This is a genomic window from Nonomuraea sp. NPDC049152 (assembly GCF_040648355.1).
Classification (GTDB): Bacteria; Actinomycetota; Actinomycetes; order Streptosporangiales; family Streptosporangiaceae; genus Nonomuraea.
In genome coordinates, this window is record NZ_JBEZDO010000034.1 from 25671 (window position 1) to 45704 (window position 20034).

The window sequence follows — 20034 nt, forward strand, 5'->3', positions numbered from 1 at the left end:
CTGGGGTCGAGTCTAGCAACCGGTTGCATTGGAGTATTGGCGTAGGGCCGGGACCCGTCAAGCGGTCGCGACCACCCGGCCGAGCAGCGATAACAGGCTGAGATGACAGCGAGTAAGTCAGGATCGGGCTGGTTGACAGAGATACAACCGATTGCAGTAGAGTGCGGGCGAGTGGTCGGAGGAGGCCGGGTGTGACGGTGACGATCCGGGACGTCGCGCGGGCGTCGGGGGTGCACGTGTCGACGGTGTCGCGCACCTTCTCCGCGCCCCATCTGGTGAACGCCGCGACGCGTACGAGAGTGCTCGCGGTGGCCGACGACCTCGGCTATCGGCCGAACAGGGCGGCGAGGGCGCTGACCACGGGCAGGACCCACAATGTCGGGCTGATCGTGGCCGACATCGCCAACCCCTTCTTCTCGTCGTTGATCAAGGCGGCGCAGGCCCAGGCGAGGCTGCGCGACTACCACGTGTTCGTCGCCGACACCGACGAGGACCCGCAGGTGGAGGAGGAGCTGATCCAGGCCTTCGCCAAGCAGGTCGACGGCGTGCTGCTGTGCAGCCCCCGCCTGACGAACAAGACGATCGAGCGGCTCGGCGAGGACGTGCCGCTCGTGGTCGTCAACCGCAGGGTGAAGGGCATGCCGACCGTGCTGATGGACGTCGGCAGGGGCGCCAGGCTGGCGATCGAGCACCTGGTCGGGCTCGGACACCGCAGGATCGCCCTGGTCACGGGGCCGAGCGGGTCGTGGACGAGCAAGGAGATGCAGGCGGCCGCCGCGACAGGCGAGGCCGACGTGGTCTTCCTCGGCCCCAACCCGCCGACGGAGCTCGGCGGCATGTCGGCGGTGACCGACGTGCTCGCCTCAGGGGCGACGGGCGTGCTCGCCTACAACGACCTGGTGGCCCTCGGGCTGATGGAGGGGCTGGCCGAACGCGGCACCGTGGTGCCGCGCGACATGAGCGTGATCGGGGTGGACGACATCGTGCCCGGCAGGCTCGGCAGCCCCAAGCTGACGACGATCGCGATGCCGACGGCCGCCGCCGGACGTATGGCCGTCGACATGCTGCTGCACTCCGTCGACGCCGAAGGCGCTCCGGGAGTGACGACGCTGGAGACCAGCCTGGTCGTCCGCGAATCGACAGGAGAGGCACGCAGGTGAGCATCGAGCGTCACGAACTGTCCAGCGAGGGGCTGCGCGCGGCCGTACTGACCTACGGCGCGGCCCTGCAGTCGCTGGAGGTGGACGGCGTGAACGTGGTCCTCGGCCTGGAGGACCCCGAGGACTACCGCACCCGCAGCCGCTACTTCGGCGCCGTCGTCGGCAGGTACGGCAACCGCATCGCGGGCGGCCGCTTCACCCTCGACGGCATCGCCCACCGGCTGCCGGTCAACAACGGCGACAACAGTCTCCACGGCGGCCCCGACGGCTTCGACAAGCGGATCTGGCACGTGACCTCGGCCTCGGACTCGGCCGTCACGCTCGAACTGGTCAGCCCCGACGGCGACCAGGGCTACCCGGGCACGCTGACCGCCTCGATCACCTACACCCTCGCCGACCGCGCGCTGCGCCTCGACTACACCGCCACCACCGACGCTCCCACCGTGCTCAACCTGACCAACCACTCCTACTTCAACCTCGCGGGAGGCGGCGACGTGCTGGGGCATGTGCTGCAGATGGAGGCCGAGCACTACCTCCCGGTGGACGAGGGGAAGATCCCGACGGGCGAGCTTGCCCCCGTGAAGGGCACCGAGTTCGACTTCACCGAGCCGCGCCCGATCGGCGGCTGGGAGGACCACTGCTTCGTCCTCGACGGCGGGATCAGGGTCGTCGAGCCGGTCAGCGGGCGCGTCATGGAGGTCTCCACCACCGAGCCGGGCGTCCAGTTCTACTCGGGCGGGATGCTCGACGGGGTCGCCACGCCGTACGGCAGGCACGCCGGGTTCTGCCTGGAGACGCAGCACTTCCCCGACTCGCCCAACCAGGAGCACTTCCCCTCGACGGTGCTGCGGCCCGGCGAGACCTTCACCTCGACGACGGTCTACCGCTTCCCCGCCGGCTGCTGATGCCGAACTAGACATCAGGGACATCGGCGAGCCTCCGCGCCATCGCCGTGGTCTCCGACGTACCTTTGGCATCATGGCCACCCGTACGCCGAAAGGCGCATCGAAGGGGCCGGCGAAGCGACCGACCTCGTCACGCTCGACTCCGGCCAAGCGGACGACAGCCCAGTCGTCCGCGCGACCCAAGGCGAAGACGACGGCCTCGGCCCGCAGACCCCCCGCCACCCACCAGGACCCGATCAGCTGGGTCTTCACCATGATCGGCAAGCTGATCGTCGGCCTGTGGATGCTGGTGGCCAACGGCATAGGCAGCGCCGCCAGAGCCCTGGGCAACCAGGCGCGCGAGCTCGACCCCGTCCACCGGCGCGACGGGGCGGGCCTGGCGGTGCTGGCGGGCGCGATCGTGCTGGCAGCCATGACGTGGCGGCAGTCGAAGGGAACGGTCTCCGAAGTCGTCAGCGTCGTCGTGCACGGCGTCTTCGGCTCGCTCGCGTGGGCGATCCCGCTGCTGCTCGGCCTGCTGGCCTGGCGCTTCCTGCGCCACCCCGACCAGAACGCCGACACGGGGCGCATGGTGATCGGCTGGAGCGCGCTGCTGACCGGTGTGCTCGGCGTCATCCACGTGGTCAACGACGTGCCGTACCCGGCAGGTGACGCCACCGACGGCATGGACAAGGTGTCGGCGGCCGGCGGCATGGTCGGGTTCATCATCTCCGCGCCGCCCGCCAGCATTCTGCCCGCGTGGGTGACCATCCCCCTGCTGCTGCTCCTGTCGGGCTTCGGCGTGCTGGTGATCACCGCCACGCCCGTGCACAGGATCCCCGAACGGCTGGCAGAGCTGCGCCACATGCTGTTCGACAAGAGCGCGCCGCCCAGGCAGGGCGAGACGGGCAAGAAGCGGGTCAGGACGAAGAAGCAGGACCTGCCCGACAGCGTCAAGCCGTACGACAGCCCCGTGATCGCGGAGAAGGACAAGCACTCTCCCGAGATCGTCCCCGGCCTGGTCGACGACGAGCCGCAGGAGGCGCCGGAGCCGCCGCGGCAGCCCACCGCGCCGCCTGAGCCGACCCCCGCGCCGCGCAAGGTCGAGCAGCTGGTGCTGTCGCCCCAGGCGGGCCCCTATGTCCTGCCCGACCTGCAGTCGCTCAGCCCTGGCACGGCGCCCAAGCCGCAGACCAAGGCCAACACCACGGTCGTCAACGCGCTGACCAGCGTTCTCGAGCAGTTCGCCATCGACGCGCAGGTGATCGGCTTCACTCGCGGCCCGACCGTCACGCGCTACGAGATCGAGCTCGGCCCGGCCGTGAAGGTGGAGAAGGTCACCGCGCTCGCCAAGAACATCGCCTACGCCGTCAAGTCGGCTGATGTCAGGATCCTGTCCCCCATCCCCGGCAAGTCGGCGATCGGCGTCGAGATCCCCAACGCCGACAAGGACCTGGTCGCGCTTGGCGACGTCCTGCGCGCGCAGGTCGCCCAGGCCGACCACCACCCGATGATCGTCGGCCTCGGCAAGGACGTCGAGGGCCGTACGATCGTGGCCAACCTGGCCAAGATGCCGCACCTGCTCATCGCGGGCGCCACCGGCGCGGGCAAGTCCGTCTGCGTCAACGGCCTCATCACCAGCATCCTGATGCGCGCCACCCCCGACGAGGTGCGCATGGTGCTCGTCGACCCCAAGCGCGTGGAGCTGTCGGTCTACGAGGGCATCCCCCACCTGATCACGCCGATCATCACCAACCCCAAGAAGGCCGCCGAGGCCCTCGAATGGGTGGTGGGCGAGATGGACCGCCGCTACGACGACCTGGCCGCCAGCGGCTTCAGGCACGTCGACGAGTTCAACAAGGCCGTCAAGGCGGGCAAGCTGGTGCCGCCGCCCGGCAGCGAGCGCGTCTACCAGCCCTACCCGTACCTGCTGGTGATCGTCGACGAGCTCGCCGACCTCATGATGGTCGCCCCCCGCGACGTCGAGGACTCCATCGTCCGCATCACCCAGCTCGCCCGCGCGGCGGGCATCCACCTGGTGATCGCCACGCAGCGGCCCTCCGTCGACGTCGTCACCGGACTCATCAAGGCCAATGTCCCCTCCCGCCTGGCCTTCGCGGTGTCCTCGCTCACCGACTCCCGGGTCATCCTCGACCAGCCCGGCGCGGACAAGCTGGTCGGCCAGGGTGACGCGCTCTTCCTGCCGATGGGCGCGAGCAAGCCGATCCGCATCCAGAACGCGTTCGTCTCCGAGAAGGAGATCGCCGGGATCGTCGGGCACTGCAAGCAGCAGATGCAGGCCGAGTACCGCGACGACGTGGCCGCCGTCGCGGTCAAGAAGGAGATCGACGAGGAGATCGGCGACGACCTCGACGTGCTGATCCAGGCCGCCGAGTTGATCGTCACCACCCAGTTCGGCTCGACCTCGATGCTCCAGCGCAAGCTCAGGGTCGGGTTCGCCAAGGCGGGCCGCCTGATGGACCTGCTGGAGTCGCGCGGCGTCGTCGGCCCCAGCGAGGGTTCCAAGGCCCGCGAGGTGCTGTTGAAGCCCGACGACCTGCCCGGATTGCTGGCCGACTTGCGGGGAGAGTGACCCCTGCGCACCGTTGCCGACGATTACTGATTGAATAGGAGTAACTACGCAACGTCGGGGCGGGGAGGCGTTCGTCGTGAACGAACAGAGCATTGGTGCCATATTGGCCGAGGCCAGGCACGTGGCAGGGCTGACAGTCGGCCAACTGAGCGCGATCACCCGGATCCGCGAGGCGCTCCTGTACGCCATCGAGCGGGACGACTTCTCCATGTGCGGGGGTGATTTCTACGCCAGGGGCCACGTCAGGGCCATCGCCAAGGAGGTGGGCGCCGACCCCGAGGCCATGGCGCATCTCTACGACGTGCAGCACGGCGGCGTGTCGCAGCCCTTGAGGGCGGCGGCCGTCTTCCAGAACTTCAAGGGGCTGAAGCTGCGCGAGCGCAGGGGACCCAACTGGACGATGGCGCTGGGCGTCGCGCTGGCCATCGTGGTGGTCTTCGGCGTCGTCAGGGTGATGGGCGGGGCGGGCGAGGTGCCCACGGCGGACGTCCAGCCCGCCTCCTCGGTGCCGAGCGTGCCACCGAACGCGAGCCTGGCGCCGAGCGGGGGCCCGGCCCGCCGCGCGGCGGCGCTGTCCACGCAGAAGAAGACCGACATGGTGGTCGTCAAGGTGAAGGCCAAGCGGTCGTCCTACCTCAACGTGCGCGACGCGGAGGGGCGCAAGCTCTTCGCGGGCACGCTGAAGGCGGGCAAGACCTCCACGTGGACGGCCAAGAAGACGGTCGACATGACCATGCACGACGCCGGGGCGGTGTCGCTCCAGGTCAACGGTAAGGACCTGGGAACACCCGGCGCGAAGGGCGAACTGGTCAGGAGGACCTTCGGGCCGTCTGTGCCCCGTCCGCGATGACTAGTGCGGGGGAGGTGCGTCGGTAGTGGCCAAGTGCCGATACCGTAGTGTCCACCATGTCATCCCGCCGAACCGTATCGCTGATCACTCTGGGCTGTGCGCGCAACGAGGTCGACTCCGAGGAGCTCGCCGCGCGACTTGATGCTGCCGGTTGGCAGCTGGGCGACGACGACGCCGAGGTCGTCGTCGTCAACACCTGCGGCTTCATCGACTCGGCGAAGAAAGACTCCATCGACACGCTGCTGGCCGCCGCCGACTCCGGTGCCAAGGTGGTCGCCGCGGGCTGCATGGCCGAGCGCTACGGCAACGAGCTGGCCGAGGCGCTGCCAGAGGCCAGTGCGGTGATCTCCTTCGACGACTACGCCGAGATCGGGGAGCGCCTCGACGACGTGCTGGCCGGCAGGGCGCTCAAGCCGCACACGCCGCGCGACCGCCGTACGCTGCTGCCGATCTCGCCGGTGGAGCGCTCCGCCGCCAAGGCGAGCATCCCTGGCCACGGCGACCTTCCGGCGGGTCTCGCGCCCGCCAGCGGCCCCCGCGTGCTGCGCAAGCGCCTCGACGAGAGCCCCGTCGCCTCGCTGAAGCTGGCCTCCGGCTGCGACCGCCGCTGTTCGTTCTGCGCGATCCCCGCCTTCCGTGGCGCCTACGTCTCGCGCGCTCCTGAGGAGCTGCTGGCCGAGGCCGACTGGCTGGCCCACCGCGGGGTACGCGAACTGGTCCTGGTGAGCGAGAACTCCACCTCCTACGGCAAGGACCTGGGCGACCTGCGCGCGCTGGAGAAGCTGCTGCCGCAGCTGACCGCGGTCGAGGGGATCGAGCGGGTGCGGGTCAGCTACCTACAGCCCGCCGAGCTGCGCCCTGGGCTGCTCGACGTCATCGCCGCGACCGAGGGCATCGCGCCCTACTTCGACCTGTCCTTCCAGCACGCCAGCGGCACCGTCCTGCGCAGGATGCGCCGTTTCGGCGACCCCGAGCGTTTCCTCGGCCTGCTGGAGCAGGTCAGGGCCAAGGCCCCCGAGGCGGGCGTGCGCTCCAACTTCATCGTCGGCTTCCCCGGCGAGACCGACGAGGAGTTCGGCGAGCTGGTCGGTTTCCTCGAGGAGGCCAGACTCGACGTCATCGGCGTCTTCGGCTACTCCGACGAGGACGGCACCGAGGCCGCCACGTTCGAGTCGAAGGTCGAGCAGGAGATCGTTGACGAGCGGGTGCGCATCCTCACCGAGCTGGCCGAGGAGCTGACCTCGCAGCGCGCGGAGGAGCGCATCGGCACAGAGGTCGACGTGCTGATCGACGAGGACCTCGGCGACGGCGGCTACGAGGGCAGGGCGGCCCATCAGGGTCCCGAGGTCGACGGTTCCGTCACCGTTCAGGGCATTGGCCTGGTCCCTGGGCAGATCGTCAGGGCGATCGTGGTCGATGCCGAGGGGGTCGATCTGATCGCCCGGATCAAGGCCGCGGGTCCATGACCCGAGACGAGCGTCGGGTGGTGAGCCCGTGGAACATCGCCAACGTCCTCACGGTGCTCAGGTTGGCGCTCGTCCCCTTCTTCGTCGTCTGCCTGTTCCTGCCGGGCACCGGCTGGAGGTACGCGGCCCTGGGGGTGTTCGGGGTGGCCTCGATCACCGACCACCTCGACGGCGAGCTGGCCAGGCGCTACCACCTGATCACCGACTTCGGGAAGATCGCCGATCCGATCGCCGACAAGGCGCTCACCGGAGCGGCGCTGGTGAGCCTGTCGATCCTGAACGAGCTGCCGTGGTGGGTCACGGTCGTGATCCTCGGCCGTGAGCTCGGCATCACCCTGCTGCGCTTCATCGTGATCAGGCACGGTGTCATACCGGCCAGCTACGGCGGCAAGGTCAAGACCGTGCTGCAGATCGCGGCGATCGTCCTCTACCTTCTTCCCGACATGCCGGACGTGATCCGCTGGGTGGCCATGGGGGCCGCGCTGGTCGTGACCGTCGTCACGGGCGTCGACTACGTCATCCGCGCGATCAGGCTGAGGCAGGTGGCCAAGCGGGCCAGGGCGGAGTGAGTTGATGCGGACCGACGTGCTGGGCGCCGCGGGCGTGATCGAGCTGCTGATCCGGCAGGAGGCGACGCTCGCCGTGGCGGAGTCGCTCACCGGAGGGCTGCTTGGCGCGACCTTCACCGCGATGGGCGGGGCCTCCGCGGCCTTCAGGGGAGGCGTCATCAGCTACGCCACCGACCTGAAACGGGAGCTGCTGGCCGTACCGGGGGAGCTGCTCGAACGGGAGGGCGCGGTGCACCCCGAGGTGGCCGCGGCCATGGCGCGGGGGGTCGCGCGGCTCTGCGGCGCCACGTACGGCCTGGCGGTCACCGGAGTGGCCGGGCCTGACCCGCAGGACGGAAAGGCGGTCGGCACCGTCCACGTGGCGCTGAGCGGCCCTGAGGGCAGAATCTGGCACCGCGATCTGGTGCGGGGTGGCTCGCGCGGGCGCATCAGGCAAAGAACCGTGGACGAGGCCGTAGATCTCCTCGCAGGTGTGCTTAAGGCGAACATGGGGGAACATTCCGGGTGATTACCGTGTTACGTCCCGAGCGAACATGCGAACCACGGTCTGACGCGGTGTCGGTGGATACGGGTACGGTGGAGCTGTGAGTGAGGTCCGTGAGCCATCTGCAAGCCCCGCAAGCGCTGGCGGGCCCAACGATCCGCGCAGGCGCCCGATGATGACGGCGAGGAGTATGTACGAAGCGAAGAGGAAGAACGGGCGGCACGATCCGATCGCGCATGGCACGGTGAAGAAGACCACCGTGCCGGGGAGGGAGCGACAGATGATTCTGCTGCGTCAGCTTCTTGGAGACGTTCTGAGGCGGCTGAGGGTGCGACAGGGACGCACCCTGCGTGAGGTGTCGACGCTGGCGCGCGTGTCTCTGGGCTACCTGTCCGAGGTCGAGCGTGGTCAGAAAGAGGCCTCGTCCGAGCTGCTCGCCTCGATCTGTGGCGCACTCGGCGTGCCGCTTTCGCAAGTGTTGCGTGAGGTTTCCGACCAGTTCGCGCTGGCGGAGCTCCAAGCTGCTCCTGTGATGGCGGATGTGCCGGAGCGAGAGCGCCTGCCACTGTCCGAGACGGTCCCCGGGTCGATCTCCGACTCGGTGTTCCCCGAAGTCAAGGACATGGTGGCCGCCTGACGGCTGGGCTCAGCCCGGTTGGCAGCGGTCACACCACAGGATCAGCCGCTCCTGTGGCCGTGCCCCCATCTCCCCGCGCCTGATGCGAGATCCGCATCGGCGGCAGGGTCTCCCAGCCCTGCCATAAACCCAGGTCTCGAAGCCGCGACGGCGATCACCCGTGGTAATGGTGCCCGCGTGATCCTTGTTCGCCTCCAGCAGCCGCTGGGCGAGCGAGACCAGGCCGTCGAGATCGGCTATGGCGCCGACGGGGCGCCAGGGTGACACTCCTCTGAGGAAAAGTGTCTCCGCACGGTAGATCGTGCCGATCCCCGCGAGGTTGCGCTGGTCGAGCAGCGCCTCCCCGATCGTCGTGTCCGGATTCCTCCGCAGCCTGGCGACCGCTTCGTCCTGATTCCAGTCCGGGCCGAGCAGGTCGGGCCCGAGGTGGCCGACCACGCTGTCCTCGTGCTCGGTTCTGAGCAGGTCCACCATCCCCAGCCGGACGCCGACCGCCTGCCATTCGGCGTTGGCCAGCACGAGCCGCACCCTGTCGTCCTGCGGGAACCGGCGTCCCTCGGGCATGACGACCCAGCTTCCGTCCATGCGCAGGTGCGTGTGCACGGTCAGGCCGCCCTCGACCCTGGTGAGCAGGTGCTTGCCGTACGACACGGTCCGCGTGACCGCGCGGCCTGTCAGGTCGGCGGTGGCGTGGCGCGGCACCCTGAAGTCGGATCTGGTCAGCACGCGGCCGTCGAGCGCCTGGCGCAGGCGCTTCGCGGTCCGGTAGACGGCGTCACCCTCCGGCATGGGCGCTCACCCATTCGTCGACGAGGCCGGTCGGCTCGTCCAGGGCCGCTTCGACCCTGGGACGGTCGCCGGTGGTGAGGCAGTCGTTCATCAGGCCCGCGCTCGCGCTGTTTCGGTGGGCGAGAGGTCAGTCCCAGGCGGCGGGGTCGGCGGCCAGCGACCGCACGCTCTCCGGCAACGCGCCGGTGGCCACGTGATCCAGCGTGACCTCCTCGAGGATGGACCGCTCGGTCGCGCGCAGGGCGATCCACACCTGCTGGAGCGACTCGGCGGGCCCGCGGTAGCCGACGTGCTCGGGGCGCTCGCCGCGCACGTTGGCCAGCGGGCCGTCGACCGCGCGGATCACGTCGGCCAGGGAGATCTCCGCCGCGGGCCTGGCCAGCACGTAACCGCCCTCGGGACCGCGCTGGCCGCGGACGAGCCCGGCGCGGCGCATCTGGAGCAGGATGTTTTCCAGGTATTTGGGCGGCATGTCCTGCTCTTTGGCGAGTTCGCCCACGGTGGTCGGGCCTGCCCCGGCTGCGGCGAGTTCGGCGGCGGCACGGAGGGCGTAGTCGACACGAGCGGAAAGGCGCATGTTGTCGATTATCCCTCCTGGTCAACACTGGTTATGCGCATGGTCGCCTTCACCGGCAGATGATCCGAGTACGGCAGGCGCGGTACCTCGGCCGATTCGGCCGCCAATCCGCTGGTGATCAGCACGTGGTCGATCCTGTCGAGGGGCGCGTCAGCCGGCGAGGTGGCCGGATCGCCCAATGCCGTCAGCGGATCGGACAGGCCCGCGGACTCCATGACGCGCATCTCGGGGTCGCCAGGCCTCGTGTTGAGATCACCGGCCAGGACGACGGGCCGCCGCGCTCCGGCCGCGGCGTCCCCTCCCGCGCTCATGGGTCCGGCGGCACCGCCTCCCGCCTCGGCGGCGCTCAGGCCCGAGGCCAGGTTGCGCACCAGCGCGGCCACCTCGGGCGCCTGCCCGGCGGGCGACTGCAGGTGGGTGTTGACGATGCCGACCTCCCTGCCGCCCACCTCGATCACGGCGGCCTGCGCCTGGGCGAGCGTCGGGTAGCCGTGCTTGCCGAGCGGGTGCGAGGCCAGCTGCTTCACCGGCAGGTTCGTCAGCAGGGCGTCGCCCCACACCTGGTCGGCCGCCGGGGCGAAGTAGGCCCGCATGCCCAGGCCGCGGGCGATCCTGTCGAGGTCGTCGTGCCCGCCGTTGAGCAGCCAGCCCCTGTCGACCTCGCTGAGCAGCACCACGTCGGGCCGCTCGCCCGCCGCCCACGCGGCGATCTCGTCCAGCGACAGCCGCCCGTCGAGTCCGAAGCCCATCCTGATGTTGTAGGCGACGAGCGTGAACGAGGCGCCCTGCTTCTCCTGTACGGCGGGCGAAGCCCGCCACCCCGGCACGAGCGCGAGCCCCGCGATCACGATCGCCGCCACGAGCGGCCGCCACGAGAAGCTCGTGGGCGCCTTCGCCTGCGCACCCGCCCCGGCGGTGACGGCCGCGGTCAGCGCGACGGCGACCACCACCAGGGCGTTGGGGAAGCCCAGGTCCAGGTCGTAGGCCGCGTAGTAGCCGAACACGCCCACCAGGAACACCAGCCCGCCGCCGAGCAGGCCCGCGCCCGGCCGCCTGACCACGTGTCCATGGCGGCCCGCCGCCGCGAGCAGGCCACCGACGCCCACCGGGACCAGCGCGCCCTGGCCCGTGTTGAGCATCACGGCGGTGCCGCCGCACAGGAGGGCCGCGTACACGAACGCCGACCAGGGGAAGGCGGGCGGCCACACCATGAGCGCCAGGCCGAGCGCGAAGGCGGCCAGCCACAGCGGCCGGTCGTGCCACGCGGCCGTGGACAGGCCCGCGCTCATGCCGACGAGTAGCAGGGAGGGGCCGAGCAGGAACCAGGCGGTGCCGGGCGCGAGGTCGCCGGAGGGCGGGGGCGCCTGCCGTACGAGGGCGAGGAAGGCGGCGCACAGCGTGAGGACGGCGAGCCAGGGGAGGGGGCCGTCGCGCCAGACCAGGTCCACGCCGTCGAGCAGCAGGTGGACGGTGACCGCGAACGCCAGGCCGCCGGCGATGCCGGTGGGGACGGCGGCGCGGGGCAGCGTGCGGGCGCAGCCGTACAGGAAGAACAGGCCCGCGCTGACGCCCGCCGAGGCGAGCGCGAGCTGCGGTGTGCCGCCGTCGAAGGCCTGAAGGCCCAGCCGCGCCACGACCAGGACGGCCGCGCCGCCGAGCAGAGACCATCGGGGCCGCAGCAGCGGGGCCAGGCACGGCAGGACGAACCAGGCGGCGGCGTAGAGGCCCATGAGCTCGGCGGGCGTCTCGCCCGCGCGGCCGAACAGCGTGATCAGCGAGGGAAGGAAGACGCGCAGCACGTCGCACAGGAGGGCGAGACCTAAGGCGAGCAGGAGCATGAGCCATCCGCACGTCATGCGAGCCGTCAGGCAAGAGGGCTAAGCTTTGAACGTGGAGCGACGTCCTGGTGTGCCCAGGTTGCTGAGGGAGATCAACGACCGGGCCGCACTGGAGTTGCTGCTCGCGACAGGACCGATGACCCGCGGCCAGATCGGCGATCACACCGGCCTTTCGAAGGTGACCGCCTCCCAGACTCTCTCGAGGCTGGAGGAGCGCGGTCTGGTCGAGGTGGTCGGTGAGCAGGCGGGAGGACGCGGTCCCAACGCGGCCCTCTACTCCGTGGTCGCCTCCAGCGCCTACGTCGCGGGCCTCGACGTCGGGCCCGAGTTCGTCTCCACCGCTATCGCCGACATCCACGGCCGCACGATCGCCGAGGTGACGGTCGCGCCCAACGGGAGCGACGACCCCGTCTCCGTCGTCCACAGCGCCGTCGTCAAGGCCTGCCGCAGCGGCAAGGTCAGCCTGGCCAAACTGCGTGGCGTGGTGATCGGCACGCCGGGCGTCGTCGACCCGCGCAGCGGCGACGTGCGCTTCTCCTTCGACCTGCCGGGCTGGCACGAAGGCATCCACGAGGCGCTGGCGGGAGACCTCAAGCGCGAGGTCACGATCGAGAACGACGTCAACCTGGCCGCCCTGGCCGAGCGCGCGTCGGGCGCGGCCAAGGGCGTAGACGACTTCGTGCTGCTGTGGGCCGGGCGCGGCCTCGGCCTCGCGGTGATGCTCGGCGGCAGGCTCCACAGGGGCCGGTCGGGCAGCGCGGGCGAGATCGGCTACCTGCCCGTGCCCGGCGTGCCGCTCGCCGAGGACGTCAGGGCGGTGCCGGGACGGCTGCCGTCCCTGGCCGGCGGCCTGCAGTCGCTGGTCAGCGCGGTGGCGGTGCAGGAGCTCGCCCAGAGTTACGGCTTCGGCGGCATCGCCGAGGCGGTCGCCGCCGGAGAGCGGGGCGCGCCGCTGCTCGACGAGATCGCCCACCGGCTCGCGCTCGGCGTGGCCTCGGTGTGCGTGGTGCTCGACCCCGGGCTCGTCGTGCTCGGCGGCGACGTCGGCAAGGCGGGCGGCTCGGCGCTCACCACGCGGGTGGAGGAGGCCGTGGCCAGGATCTGCCCGATCAGGCCCGAGGTCGTCACCAGCTCCGTGGAGGACAACCCCGTGCTGCGCGGCGCCGTCCTCGCGGCCCTCGACCAGGCCCGAGAGGAGGTCTTCGCGTCCTGATCAGGCGGTCAGCAGCTCGACGGCCGCCTGCGCGTTCGCCCTCGCCGCGCCGTACGTCGCGATGTAGGCGGCGCTGTCGGGCCGCCAGATCGGCAGGCCCATCTCGATGACGGTGGCGTCGGGGCGGGCGCTCACCAGCGCGGTCACCAGGTCCCTGCTGTCGGTGTAGCGGTGCGCGTCCTTCACCACCACGACGAGCGAGCGGCCGTCGGCCCTGCGCAGCAGCGTGTCGGGGTCGGCGTCGGCGGGCTTGAGCCGTACGGTCTCCGCCGTGGGCAGGTCGAGACCCCACGGCACGTCGCCGACCGCGATGGTGGGCGGGGTGTCGATCTCGATCACCAGCGGGTCGCGCAGCGGGTTGGTGGCGCCGGTGACGCTGACCGCCCTGCGGGCCGCGTCCAGGCCGATGCCCTCCTCGACGTCGGCGGCCGTGCCCGAGCCGAACCAGGCACGCAGCTCGGCCACGTGGGCGGCGGCCTCCTCCAGCCGGGACAGCGGGAGCCGCCCGTCGCCCACCGCGGCGACGATCTCCGCGATGATCTGCCGGACGTCGTCGTAGGACGGCACCGGGCCGAGGCACAGCAGGTCGGAGCCGGCGGCCAGCGTGCGGACCGCGCCTCCGGCGAGGCCCACGCTCTTGGTGATCGCGTGCATGTCGAGCGCGTCGGTGATCACGACGCCCCGGTAGCCGAGCTCACCTCTGAGGAGCTCGGTCAGCGCGGCGGCCGACAGCGTCGCGGGCTGGTCCCCGGTGATCACCGGGACCGCGACGTGCGCGGTCATGACGGACTTCGCGCCCGCCTTGATCGCCGCCTGGAAGGGCACCAGCTCCCGCTCGCGGAGCACGTCCAGGGAGACGTCGACCACCGGGACGGCCAGGTGGGAGTCGACCCTGGTGGCGCCGTGGCCCGGGAAGTGCTTGACGCAGGCGGCGACGTTCACCGACTGCAGGCCGCGGACGGCGGCGACGGTGTGCCTGGCGACCAGCGCGGTGTCGTTGCCGAACGAGCGGGTGCCGATCACCGGGTTGTCGTCGGCGGTGTTGACGTCGGCGTCCGGCGCCATGTCGAGGTTCACGCCGCAGGCGGCCAGCTCCGAGCCGATCGCCTGGTAGACGCGGTGAGTCAGCTCCACGTCGTCCACGGCGCCGAGGGCGGCGTTGCCCGGATAGGGGCTGCCGACGTGATAGGCCAGGCGGGTGACGTCGCCGCCCTCCTCGTCCAGCGAGATGACCGGCTCACCCGCGGCCTTGAGCGCCGTGGTGAGATCGCTCAGCTGGGCGGGGTCGGCGACGTTGAAGCCGAAGAGCGTGACGCCGCCGAGGCCGGCCTCCAGCTCGCGAAGGACCCAGTCCGGGGCGGTGGTGCCCTGGAAGGCGACGAGCAGCGTGCCGGCCGCTAGACGGCGCAGCCCCCGATCACTCTGACTCATCGGTTTACTCCCCTTTTCGGCGGTTGAACCCCCTCGTCGTCCGATGCCTCTCGTTGTGGAGTGGATCGAGCCGGTGGGGGCGAGTGTGTGTGGTCTGTGGGCAGGAGAGTCGGTACGGCCCGCGCGCCCGCTGTCCGGGACGCGAGCCGTACCCCCTGCTGGTGGGCAGGGTCAGGCACGGCGGCCGCGTGGGTGTGCGGCAGCCGTACGAGCACCTGGGGTGGTGGTCAGCCCTTCACGGCGCCGGCCACCAGGCCGGAGACCATGCGGCGCTGCACCAGAAGGAAGAAGATGACGACAGGGATCGTCATCAGCGTCGACCCGGCCATGATCGCGCCCCAGTCGACGCCCTTCTGTCCGAAGAAGAACTGCAGGGCGACGGGCATGGTGTAGCCCTCGGAGCCTGACATGAGGTAGAGCGCGAAGACGAGATCGTTCCACGCGGTGATGAACGAGAAGATGCTCGTCGCCACCAGGCCGGGCGCGACCAGCGGGAACAGGACCTTCCAGAAGGTCGTGAACCGGCTGGCTCCGTCGATCCACGCCGCCTCTTCGAGGGTCTTGGGCACCGCGGCGACGAAGGTCCGCAGCATCCAGATGCCGAAGGGCAGGGTGAGGGCCACCTGCGTGACGATCAGGCCGAGCAGCTGGTCGCCGAGGCCGACGCGCTTGACCATCATGTACAGCGGGATCAGCAGCCCCTCGGAGGGGAGCATCTGCACGATCAGCAGCACGATGAGGAAGGGCGCGCGGCCCTTGAACCTGAACCTGGCGATGGCCGTGGCCGACAGCAGCGCGAACGTCGAACCGATCAGCACCGTGCCGAGCGCGACGATCGCGCTGTTGCGCATGTAGAGCCAGATCGAGTTGTTGGCCACGCCCTCGGTGAGCACCCGCGCGAAGTGGTCGAAGGTGAAGTGCGTGGGGAAAGGGATGAAGTCGGTGGTGAAGATCTGGTCGTTGGCCTTGAAGCCGGTCGAGACCATCCAGTACACGGGGAAGGTCGCGTAGAGGAAGACCAGGACCCCTGCCCCGTTGAGGAGGATCTTGCCGAGCCTCTTGCGGGCGATCGGAGTCATGACATTTCCTCCTGCTTCACGATTTGCCGGACGTACACCACCGTGATGATCAGCAGGATGATCGTCAGAATCACGGAGATGGCGGCGCCACTGCCGAGCTTCTGCGGCGGCTTGAAGGCCTCCGCCACCGCGTACATCGACAGGTTGAACGCCTCACGGTTGGTCGGGCCGTTCATCAGCACGTAGAGCTGGCTGAAGACCTTGAAGTCCCAGATGATCGACAGGACCGTCAGGACGGCGAAGACCGGCCTCAGCAGCGGCAGGGTGATCTTCCTGAAGGTTCGCCACGCGCCCGAGCCGTCCACCCTGGCCGCCTCGTAGAGCTCGGCGGGAATGCCCTTCAGGCCCGCCAGCACCGAGACCGCGATGAACGGGAAGCCCGCCCACACCAAGCAGAAGACCAGGACCACGTAGAGGGTGAACGCGTCGTTCAGCCACGGCTCGCCCGTCCAGTCGGCCCTGCCGAGCAGAAGGCTGGACAGGCCGTCGGGAAGCAGGTTCAGCGCCCAGTTGATGATGCCCGCGTCGGCGTCGAACAGCCAGCGCCAGATGACGCCTTGCGCGACGGGCGGCACGGCCCACGCGAACATGCAGCCGATGACGACGAACAGCGACATCTTCTTGCCGAGCTTGTTCAGCAGCACCCCGACGGCGGTGCCCACGATCAGGGTGAGGCTCACCGCCACGACCGCGAAGATGACCGTGTTGCGGAGCGCCGACCAGAAGATCTCGTTGTCGAGGACTCTCTGGAAGTTGTCCCAGCCGACCCACTCCGCCGGCCTGGTGCCCCTGACCTGGGCCAGGCCGACCTTCTGGAAGGCCATGACGGTCAGCTGGACCATGGGGTAGAGCAGGAGTCCAGCGATCACCAGCAGTCCGGGCACGAGCAGGACGTACGGGACCGCCCATGTGGGGAGCCCGCTGGCCCGGTCGGGGCGGGCGGAGCTCTTGCGGCGCCGCCCCGGGGCGGGGGAGTTCCCCCCGCCCCGGGCGATCGTAGACGTGTTCGTCATTACTACTGGTTCAGGATCTCTTCGAGTTCCTTGTTGGCGTCACCGAGGGCCGTCGCGGCGTCCTTCTTGCCCTCGATGACCGCCCTGGCCGCGTTCTGGAGCACGGCCTTGGTCTCGTTGGCCTCGGTCCAGTTCGGGTCGGCGGGGAAGGCCTTGGCCTTGGCGAACGCGCGGGCGAACGGACCCTGGGCCGGGTCCTCGTTCAGTGCGGCCAGCGAGTCGGGGTAGATCGGCAGCAGGCCGCCCTCCTTGGCGTAACGGTCCGCCCAGGTCTTGCTCGTGGCCAGCTTGATGTACTCCTTGCCCAGGTCAGCCTGCTGCGTGCTGCCCCAGAGCGCGATATCGTTGCCGCCGAAGAACGAGGGGGCCTCACCGCCGGTCTTGGCCGGCAGCGGGAAGAAGGCGAGCTTGTCGCCCTTCAGCTTGCCCTTGCTGTCCTCTTCGATGCCGGGCAGGTCCCAACCGGCGGTCAGGTACATGCCGACCTTGTCGTTGGCGAACCGCTTGCGGATGTCCACCGTGTTCTGGGTGAGGCGGGCCTTGCCTGACAGGCCGTCCTTCACCAGGCCGGTGTAGGTCTCGAAGCCCTTGGCGAAGGCCGGGTCGGTCAGCTTGCCGACCCACTTGTCGCCCTCCTTGACGGCGTACTCGCCGCCCTCGGACCAGGCGAACGCGCCGAGCAGGTGGTTGGCGTCGGAGCCGCCGTTGAAGGCGAAGCCGTCGACGTCCGCGCCCTTCTCCTTCTGGATCTTCTTGGCCGCGGTCACGAGCTCGTCCCAGGACTTGGGAACCTCGATCTTGAGCTCCTTGAACCAGTCGGCGCGGTAGAGGACCGCACGCGCGCCCGCGCCCCACGGCACGCCGTAGACCTCGTTGTCGATGGTCTCGAGGCCGAACAGGTTCTTCGGGATCGCCGACTGGTCGCCCGCCTGCGCGATGTCGGTCACCGGGGTCAGGGCATCCTGGCTCTGCCACAGCGGCACCTGGTCGTTGCCGATCTCGGTGACGTCCGGGCCGCCCGTGCCGGTGGCGGCGGCGGCGAACTTGTCGTTCACCGTCGGCCACGGGATCCACTCGAGCTTCACATCGGCGCCGGTCTGCTTCTTGAACTCGGCGTTCAGCTCTTCCATGTACTTGGCGGCCGCGGGGTTGCTGTCGCCAAGGCGCCAGACGCTGAGGGTCTTGCCCGCGTACTTGGGCCCGGCCTCGGAGGCGGCGGCGGAGCCGGAAGCGGCGGGCGCGGCGGTCTGTGCGGGCTCGCTCGAGCCACAGGCTGCCAGGCCCAGCGCGAGTGCGGCGGTGGTCGCCGTGGCGGCCGTGATCTTCGCGATCTTCACTAGGGTTCTCCCTTCCCGGCTAACGCGTCGGGGGTTGCGCTCATTTGATGCCGTAGAGATCACCGAAGCCTTGATCGCTGGCCTCGGTTGACTGCTGCTAAACTAACAAGAAACTTTCTTAAAAAAAACGGGCGTTAGCGGATCGTGACGAGAGGAGGGGCCGTCCATGGCGCGGAACCCGGGAACCCCGCAGTTGTTGCGCAGATTGAACGACCGCACGGCGCTGGAGCTCCTTCTGTCCGAGGGGCCGCTTACCCGTGCTGAGCTGGGGGAACGCACCGGGCTCTCCAAGGTAACCGCAGGTCAGCTGTTGTCCCGACTGGAGGAGAGAGGGCTGGTCGAGGTCGCGGGACAGCGCCCAGGAGGTAGGGGACCGCACGCCGCCCTCTACACCGTCGTTCCCTCCAGCGCGTACGTCGCCGGTCTCGAAGTGCTGCCCGAGAGCATCACGGTGGGTGTGGCCGACATCACAGGTAAAATCGTGGTGGAGGTCAGGGTCGACCCCTGCGACGGCCGGGACCCGGTCACAGCCGTCCGCGACGCCGTCCAGCGGGCCTGCGACTCGGCCATGATCGGCCTGTCCCAGCTGCGCTCCTTCGTCATCGGCACCAGAGGCGTCGTCGACCCGCGCACCGGTGACGTGCGCTTCTCCTACGACCTGCCGTCCTGGCATGTCGGTGTGCTGGCCAGCCTGCGCGAAAGGCTCGGCGCGTCCGTCACCATCGAGAACGACGTCAACCTCGTCGCGCTCGCCGAGCACAGGTACGGCGTCGCGGCCGGGCACGACGACTTCGCGGTGATCTGGGCGGGCATCGGGCAGGGGCTCGGCATCATGCTCGGCGGGCGGCTGCACAGGGGCATCACAGGCGGCGCGGGCGAGATCGGCTGGCTGCCCGTGCCGGGCGAGCCGCTGCCCGTCGACGTCTCCCATCCGCAGTCCGGCTCCTTCCAGCGCCTGGTCGGCAAGGAGGCGCTGGAAGCCATCGCGGAGACGTACGGCATCGCCGGCGTCAGCGTCGCCGACCAGGTGCGGACGGCGACCGCGCAGGGCAACGACGCCTACCTGAAGGAGGTCGCGGGACGGCTGGCCGTCGGGGTCGCCGCCGTCGCCGTGGTCCTCGACCCCGGGCTCATCGTCCTGAGCGGCGACCTCGGCAGGGCGGGCGGCGAGGCGCTGGCCGAACGGGTGGAGCAGGCCGTGGCCAAGGTGTGCCCGAGCCAGCCGCGCATCGCGGCGACGGCGGTGGCCGGCAACCCGGTGTTGCGCGGGGCGCTGGTCGCCGCGCTGGAGCAGGCCCGGGAGCAGGTCTTCTCTGACACTGTGTGAGAATTTTCGACTATGCGTGACATCGTGTTGATCTCCGACCCTCGGGTGGCGACCATTCCCGTGCGGGAGTGCGGCGAGCCGCTCGAGGACGTGCGGGGGAGGTTGCGGATCGACTCGCGCCTGGCGGACGCGGAGGGTGCCTACGCGCATCTGCGTGCAGGACTGCTCGCCAGGCTGGAGAAGGCGTCCTTGCCTTCGGGGTTCGAGCTGCTGATCGTCGAGGGGTACCGGCCGATCGCGACGCAGCGGACGTACTTCGAGGAGTATCGGGACCAACTCCTCCTCGACTTCCCTGACATGTCCGCCGATGAGGCCTATGTCGCGGCCAGCCGGTACGTGTCGCCGGTGTCCGTCGCCCCGCACACGGCGGGGGCGGCGGTGGACCTGACGTTGTGCTCGCCCGAAGGGGAGGAGTACGACATGGGGACGGCGGTCAACGACAACCCCGAGCAGAGCGAGGGGACCTGCTACACGGCGGCTTCCAACATCTCGGCGGAGGCTCGCGGGCACAGGGAGATCCTGGGGGCCGCGCTGGAGGAGGTCGGGCTGGTGAACTACCCGACCGAGTGGTGGCACTGGTCGTACGGCGACCGGTACTGGGCGATGTCGACGGGGGCCCCGCACGCCTTGTACGGCCCGACCGACCTCACCTGATCGCTTCGAGAACCCCGGCCCACGCGACCACGGGGCTGGGGTTCTCTCGGGTGTGCTAGGAGTCGCGGGGGCCGGGGTTCTTTCCAGGCGTGAGGTTCCGGGGTTCTCTCCGGGGTGCGGGTGAGGGCGGTGG

At 70.0% G+C, this 20034-nt stretch carries 18 protein-coding genes; 11 read left to right on the top strand and 7 right to left on the bottom strand.

Annotated features, from left to right (window positions below):
• The first annotated feature begins 191 nt into the window (after positions 1 to 191).
• The 8 genes from AB0B45_RS41790 to AB0B45_RS41825 all read left to right on the top strand — a co-directional run bounded on the left by AB0B45_RS41790 (position 192) and on the right by AB0B45_RS41825 (position 8643).
• Positions 192 to 1160, top strand: a complete 969-nt coding sequence (locus tag AB0B45_RS41790) for a LacI family DNA-binding transcriptional regulator (RefSeq protein WP_358142958.1) — start codon at positions 192 to 194, stop codon at positions 1158 to 1160.
• Complete coding sequence (locus tag AB0B45_RS41795) at positions 1157 to 2065, top strand: aldose epimerase family protein (RefSeq protein WP_358142960.1); 909 nt, start codon at positions 1157 to 1159, stop codon at positions 2063 to 2065. The genes AB0B45_RS41790 and AB0B45_RS41795 overlap by 4 nt, the downstream gene beginning before the upstream one ends.
• Positions 2066 to 2138: 73 nt before the next feature.
• Positions 2139 to 4637, top strand: coding sequence for a DNA translocase FtsK (locus AB0B45_RS41800; RefSeq protein WP_358142962.1), 2499 nt, complete (start codon positions 2139 to 2141; stop codon positions 4635 to 4637).
• Between the two features lie 76 nt (positions 4638 to 4713).
• Positions 4714 to 5487 (top strand): RodZ domain-containing protein, encoded by a 774-nt coding sequence (locus AB0B45_RS41805; RefSeq protein WP_358142964.1) that lies wholly within the window; start codon positions 4714 to 4716, stop codon positions 5485 to 5487.
• Positions 5488 to 5543: 56 nt separating this feature from the next.
• The gene (rimO, locus tag AB0B45_RS41810; RefSeq protein WP_358142966.1) at positions 5544 to 6953 is read left to right on the top strand and encodes a 30S ribosomal protein S12 methylthiotransferase RimO; all 1410 of its coding nucleotides are present in this window, start codon (positions 5544 to 5546) and stop codon (positions 6951 to 6953) included.
• Entirely contained in the window at positions 6950 to 7522 is a 573-nt protein-coding gene (gene pgsA, locus AB0B45_RS41815; protein WP_358142968.1) for a CDP-diacylglycerol--glycerol-3-phosphate 3-phosphatidyltransferase, read from the top strand. Before rimO ends, pgsA begins: the two co-directional genes overlap by 4 nt.
• 4 nt (positions 7523 to 7526) lie before the next feature.
• A complete protein-coding gene (locus AB0B45_RS41820) occupies positions 7527 to 8030 on the top strand; it encodes a nicotinamide-nucleotide amidohydrolase family protein (protein ID WP_358142970.1) in 504 nt (167 codons plus the stop codon).
• 256 nt (positions 8031 to 8286) lie between these two features.
• The gene (locus AB0B45_RS41825) at positions 8287 to 8643 is read left to right on the top strand and encodes a helix-turn-helix transcriptional regulator (RefSeq protein ID WP_358143086.1); all 357 of its coding nucleotides are present in this window, start codon (positions 8287 to 8289) and stop codon (positions 8641 to 8643) included.
• A 9-nt stretch (positions 8644 to 8652) separates the two neighbouring features.
• On the opposite strand, the gene AB0B45_RS41830 is transcribed toward AB0B45_RS41825, so the two are convergent.
• From AB0B45_RS41830 to AB0B45_RS41840, 3 genes are all read right to left on the bottom strand, one after another.
• A complete protein-coding gene (locus AB0B45_RS41830; protein WP_358142971.1) occupies positions 8653 to 9432 on the bottom strand; it encodes a DNA-formamidopyrimidine glycosylase family protein in 780 nt (259 codons plus the stop codon).
• 127 nt (positions 9433 to 9559) lie between these two features.
• On the bottom strand, positions 9560 to 10009 hold the full coding sequence (locus tag AB0B45_RS41835) for an Rrf2 family transcriptional regulator (RefSeq protein ID WP_358142973.1): 450 nt from the start codon (positions 10007 to 10009) through the stop codon (positions 9560 to 9562).
• Between the two features lie 8 nt (positions 10010 to 10017).
• On the bottom strand, positions 10018 to 11847 hold the full coding sequence (locus AB0B45_RS41840; protein ID WP_358142974.1) for an endonuclease/exonuclease/phosphatase family protein: 1830 nt from the start codon (positions 11845 to 11847) through the stop codon (positions 10018 to 10020).
• Positions 11848 to 11899: 52 nt separating this feature from the next.
• Between AB0B45_RS41840 and AB0B45_RS41845 the strand changes: the two genes are divergently transcribed.
• The gene (locus tag AB0B45_RS41845; RefSeq protein WP_358142976.1) at positions 11900 to 13060 is read left to right on the top strand and encodes an ROK family transcriptional regulator; all 1161 of its coding nucleotides are present in this window, start codon (positions 11900 to 11902) and stop codon (positions 13058 to 13060) included.
• Here the strand turns inward: AB0B45_RS41845 and AB0B45_RS41850 are convergent, their stop codons facing one another.
• The 4 genes from AB0B45_RS41850 to AB0B45_RS41865 form a co-directional block, all read right to left on the bottom strand.
• Entirely contained in the window at positions 13061 to 14491 is a 1431-nt protein-coding gene (locus AB0B45_RS41850) for a glycoside hydrolase family 3 protein (protein ID WP_358142978.1), read from the bottom strand.
• A gap of 227 nt (positions 14492 to 14718) precedes the next feature.
• Positions 14719 to 15570: a carbohydrate ABC transporter permease gene (locus AB0B45_RS41855; protein WP_358142979.1), complete on the bottom strand. Its 852-nt coding sequence runs from the start codon at positions 15568 to 15570 to the stop codon at positions 14719 to 14721.
• Positions 15567 to 16583 carry a sugar ABC transporter permease gene (locus AB0B45_RS41860; protein ID WP_358142981.1) on the bottom strand — a complete coding sequence of 339 codons (1017 nt, stop codon included), beginning with the start codon at positions 16581 to 16583 and terminating at the stop codon, positions 15567 to 15569. The genes AB0B45_RS41855 and AB0B45_RS41860 overlap by 4 nt, the downstream gene beginning before the upstream one ends.
• Positions 16584 to 16585: 2 nt before the next feature.
• Complete coding sequence (locus tag AB0B45_RS41865) at positions 16586 to 17920, bottom strand: extracellular solute-binding protein (protein WP_358142982.1); 1335 nt, start codon at positions 17918 to 17920, stop codon at positions 16586 to 16588.
• 166 nt (positions 17921 to 18086) lie between these two features.
• Between AB0B45_RS41865 and AB0B45_RS41870 the strand changes: the two genes are divergently transcribed.
• The gene (locus AB0B45_RS41870; RefSeq protein ID WP_358142984.1) at positions 18087 to 19247 is read left to right on the top strand and encodes an ROK family protein; all 1161 of its coding nucleotides are present in this window, start codon (positions 18087 to 18089) and stop codon (positions 19245 to 19247) included.
• A gap of 12 nt (positions 19248 to 19259) precedes the next feature.
• Positions 19260 to 19901 carry a M15 family metallopeptidase gene (locus AB0B45_RS41875; protein ID WP_358142986.1) on the top strand — a complete coding sequence of 214 codons (642 nt, stop codon included), beginning with the start codon at positions 19260 to 19262 and terminating at the stop codon, positions 19899 to 19901.
• Positions 19902 to 20034 lie beyond the last annotated feature (133 nt).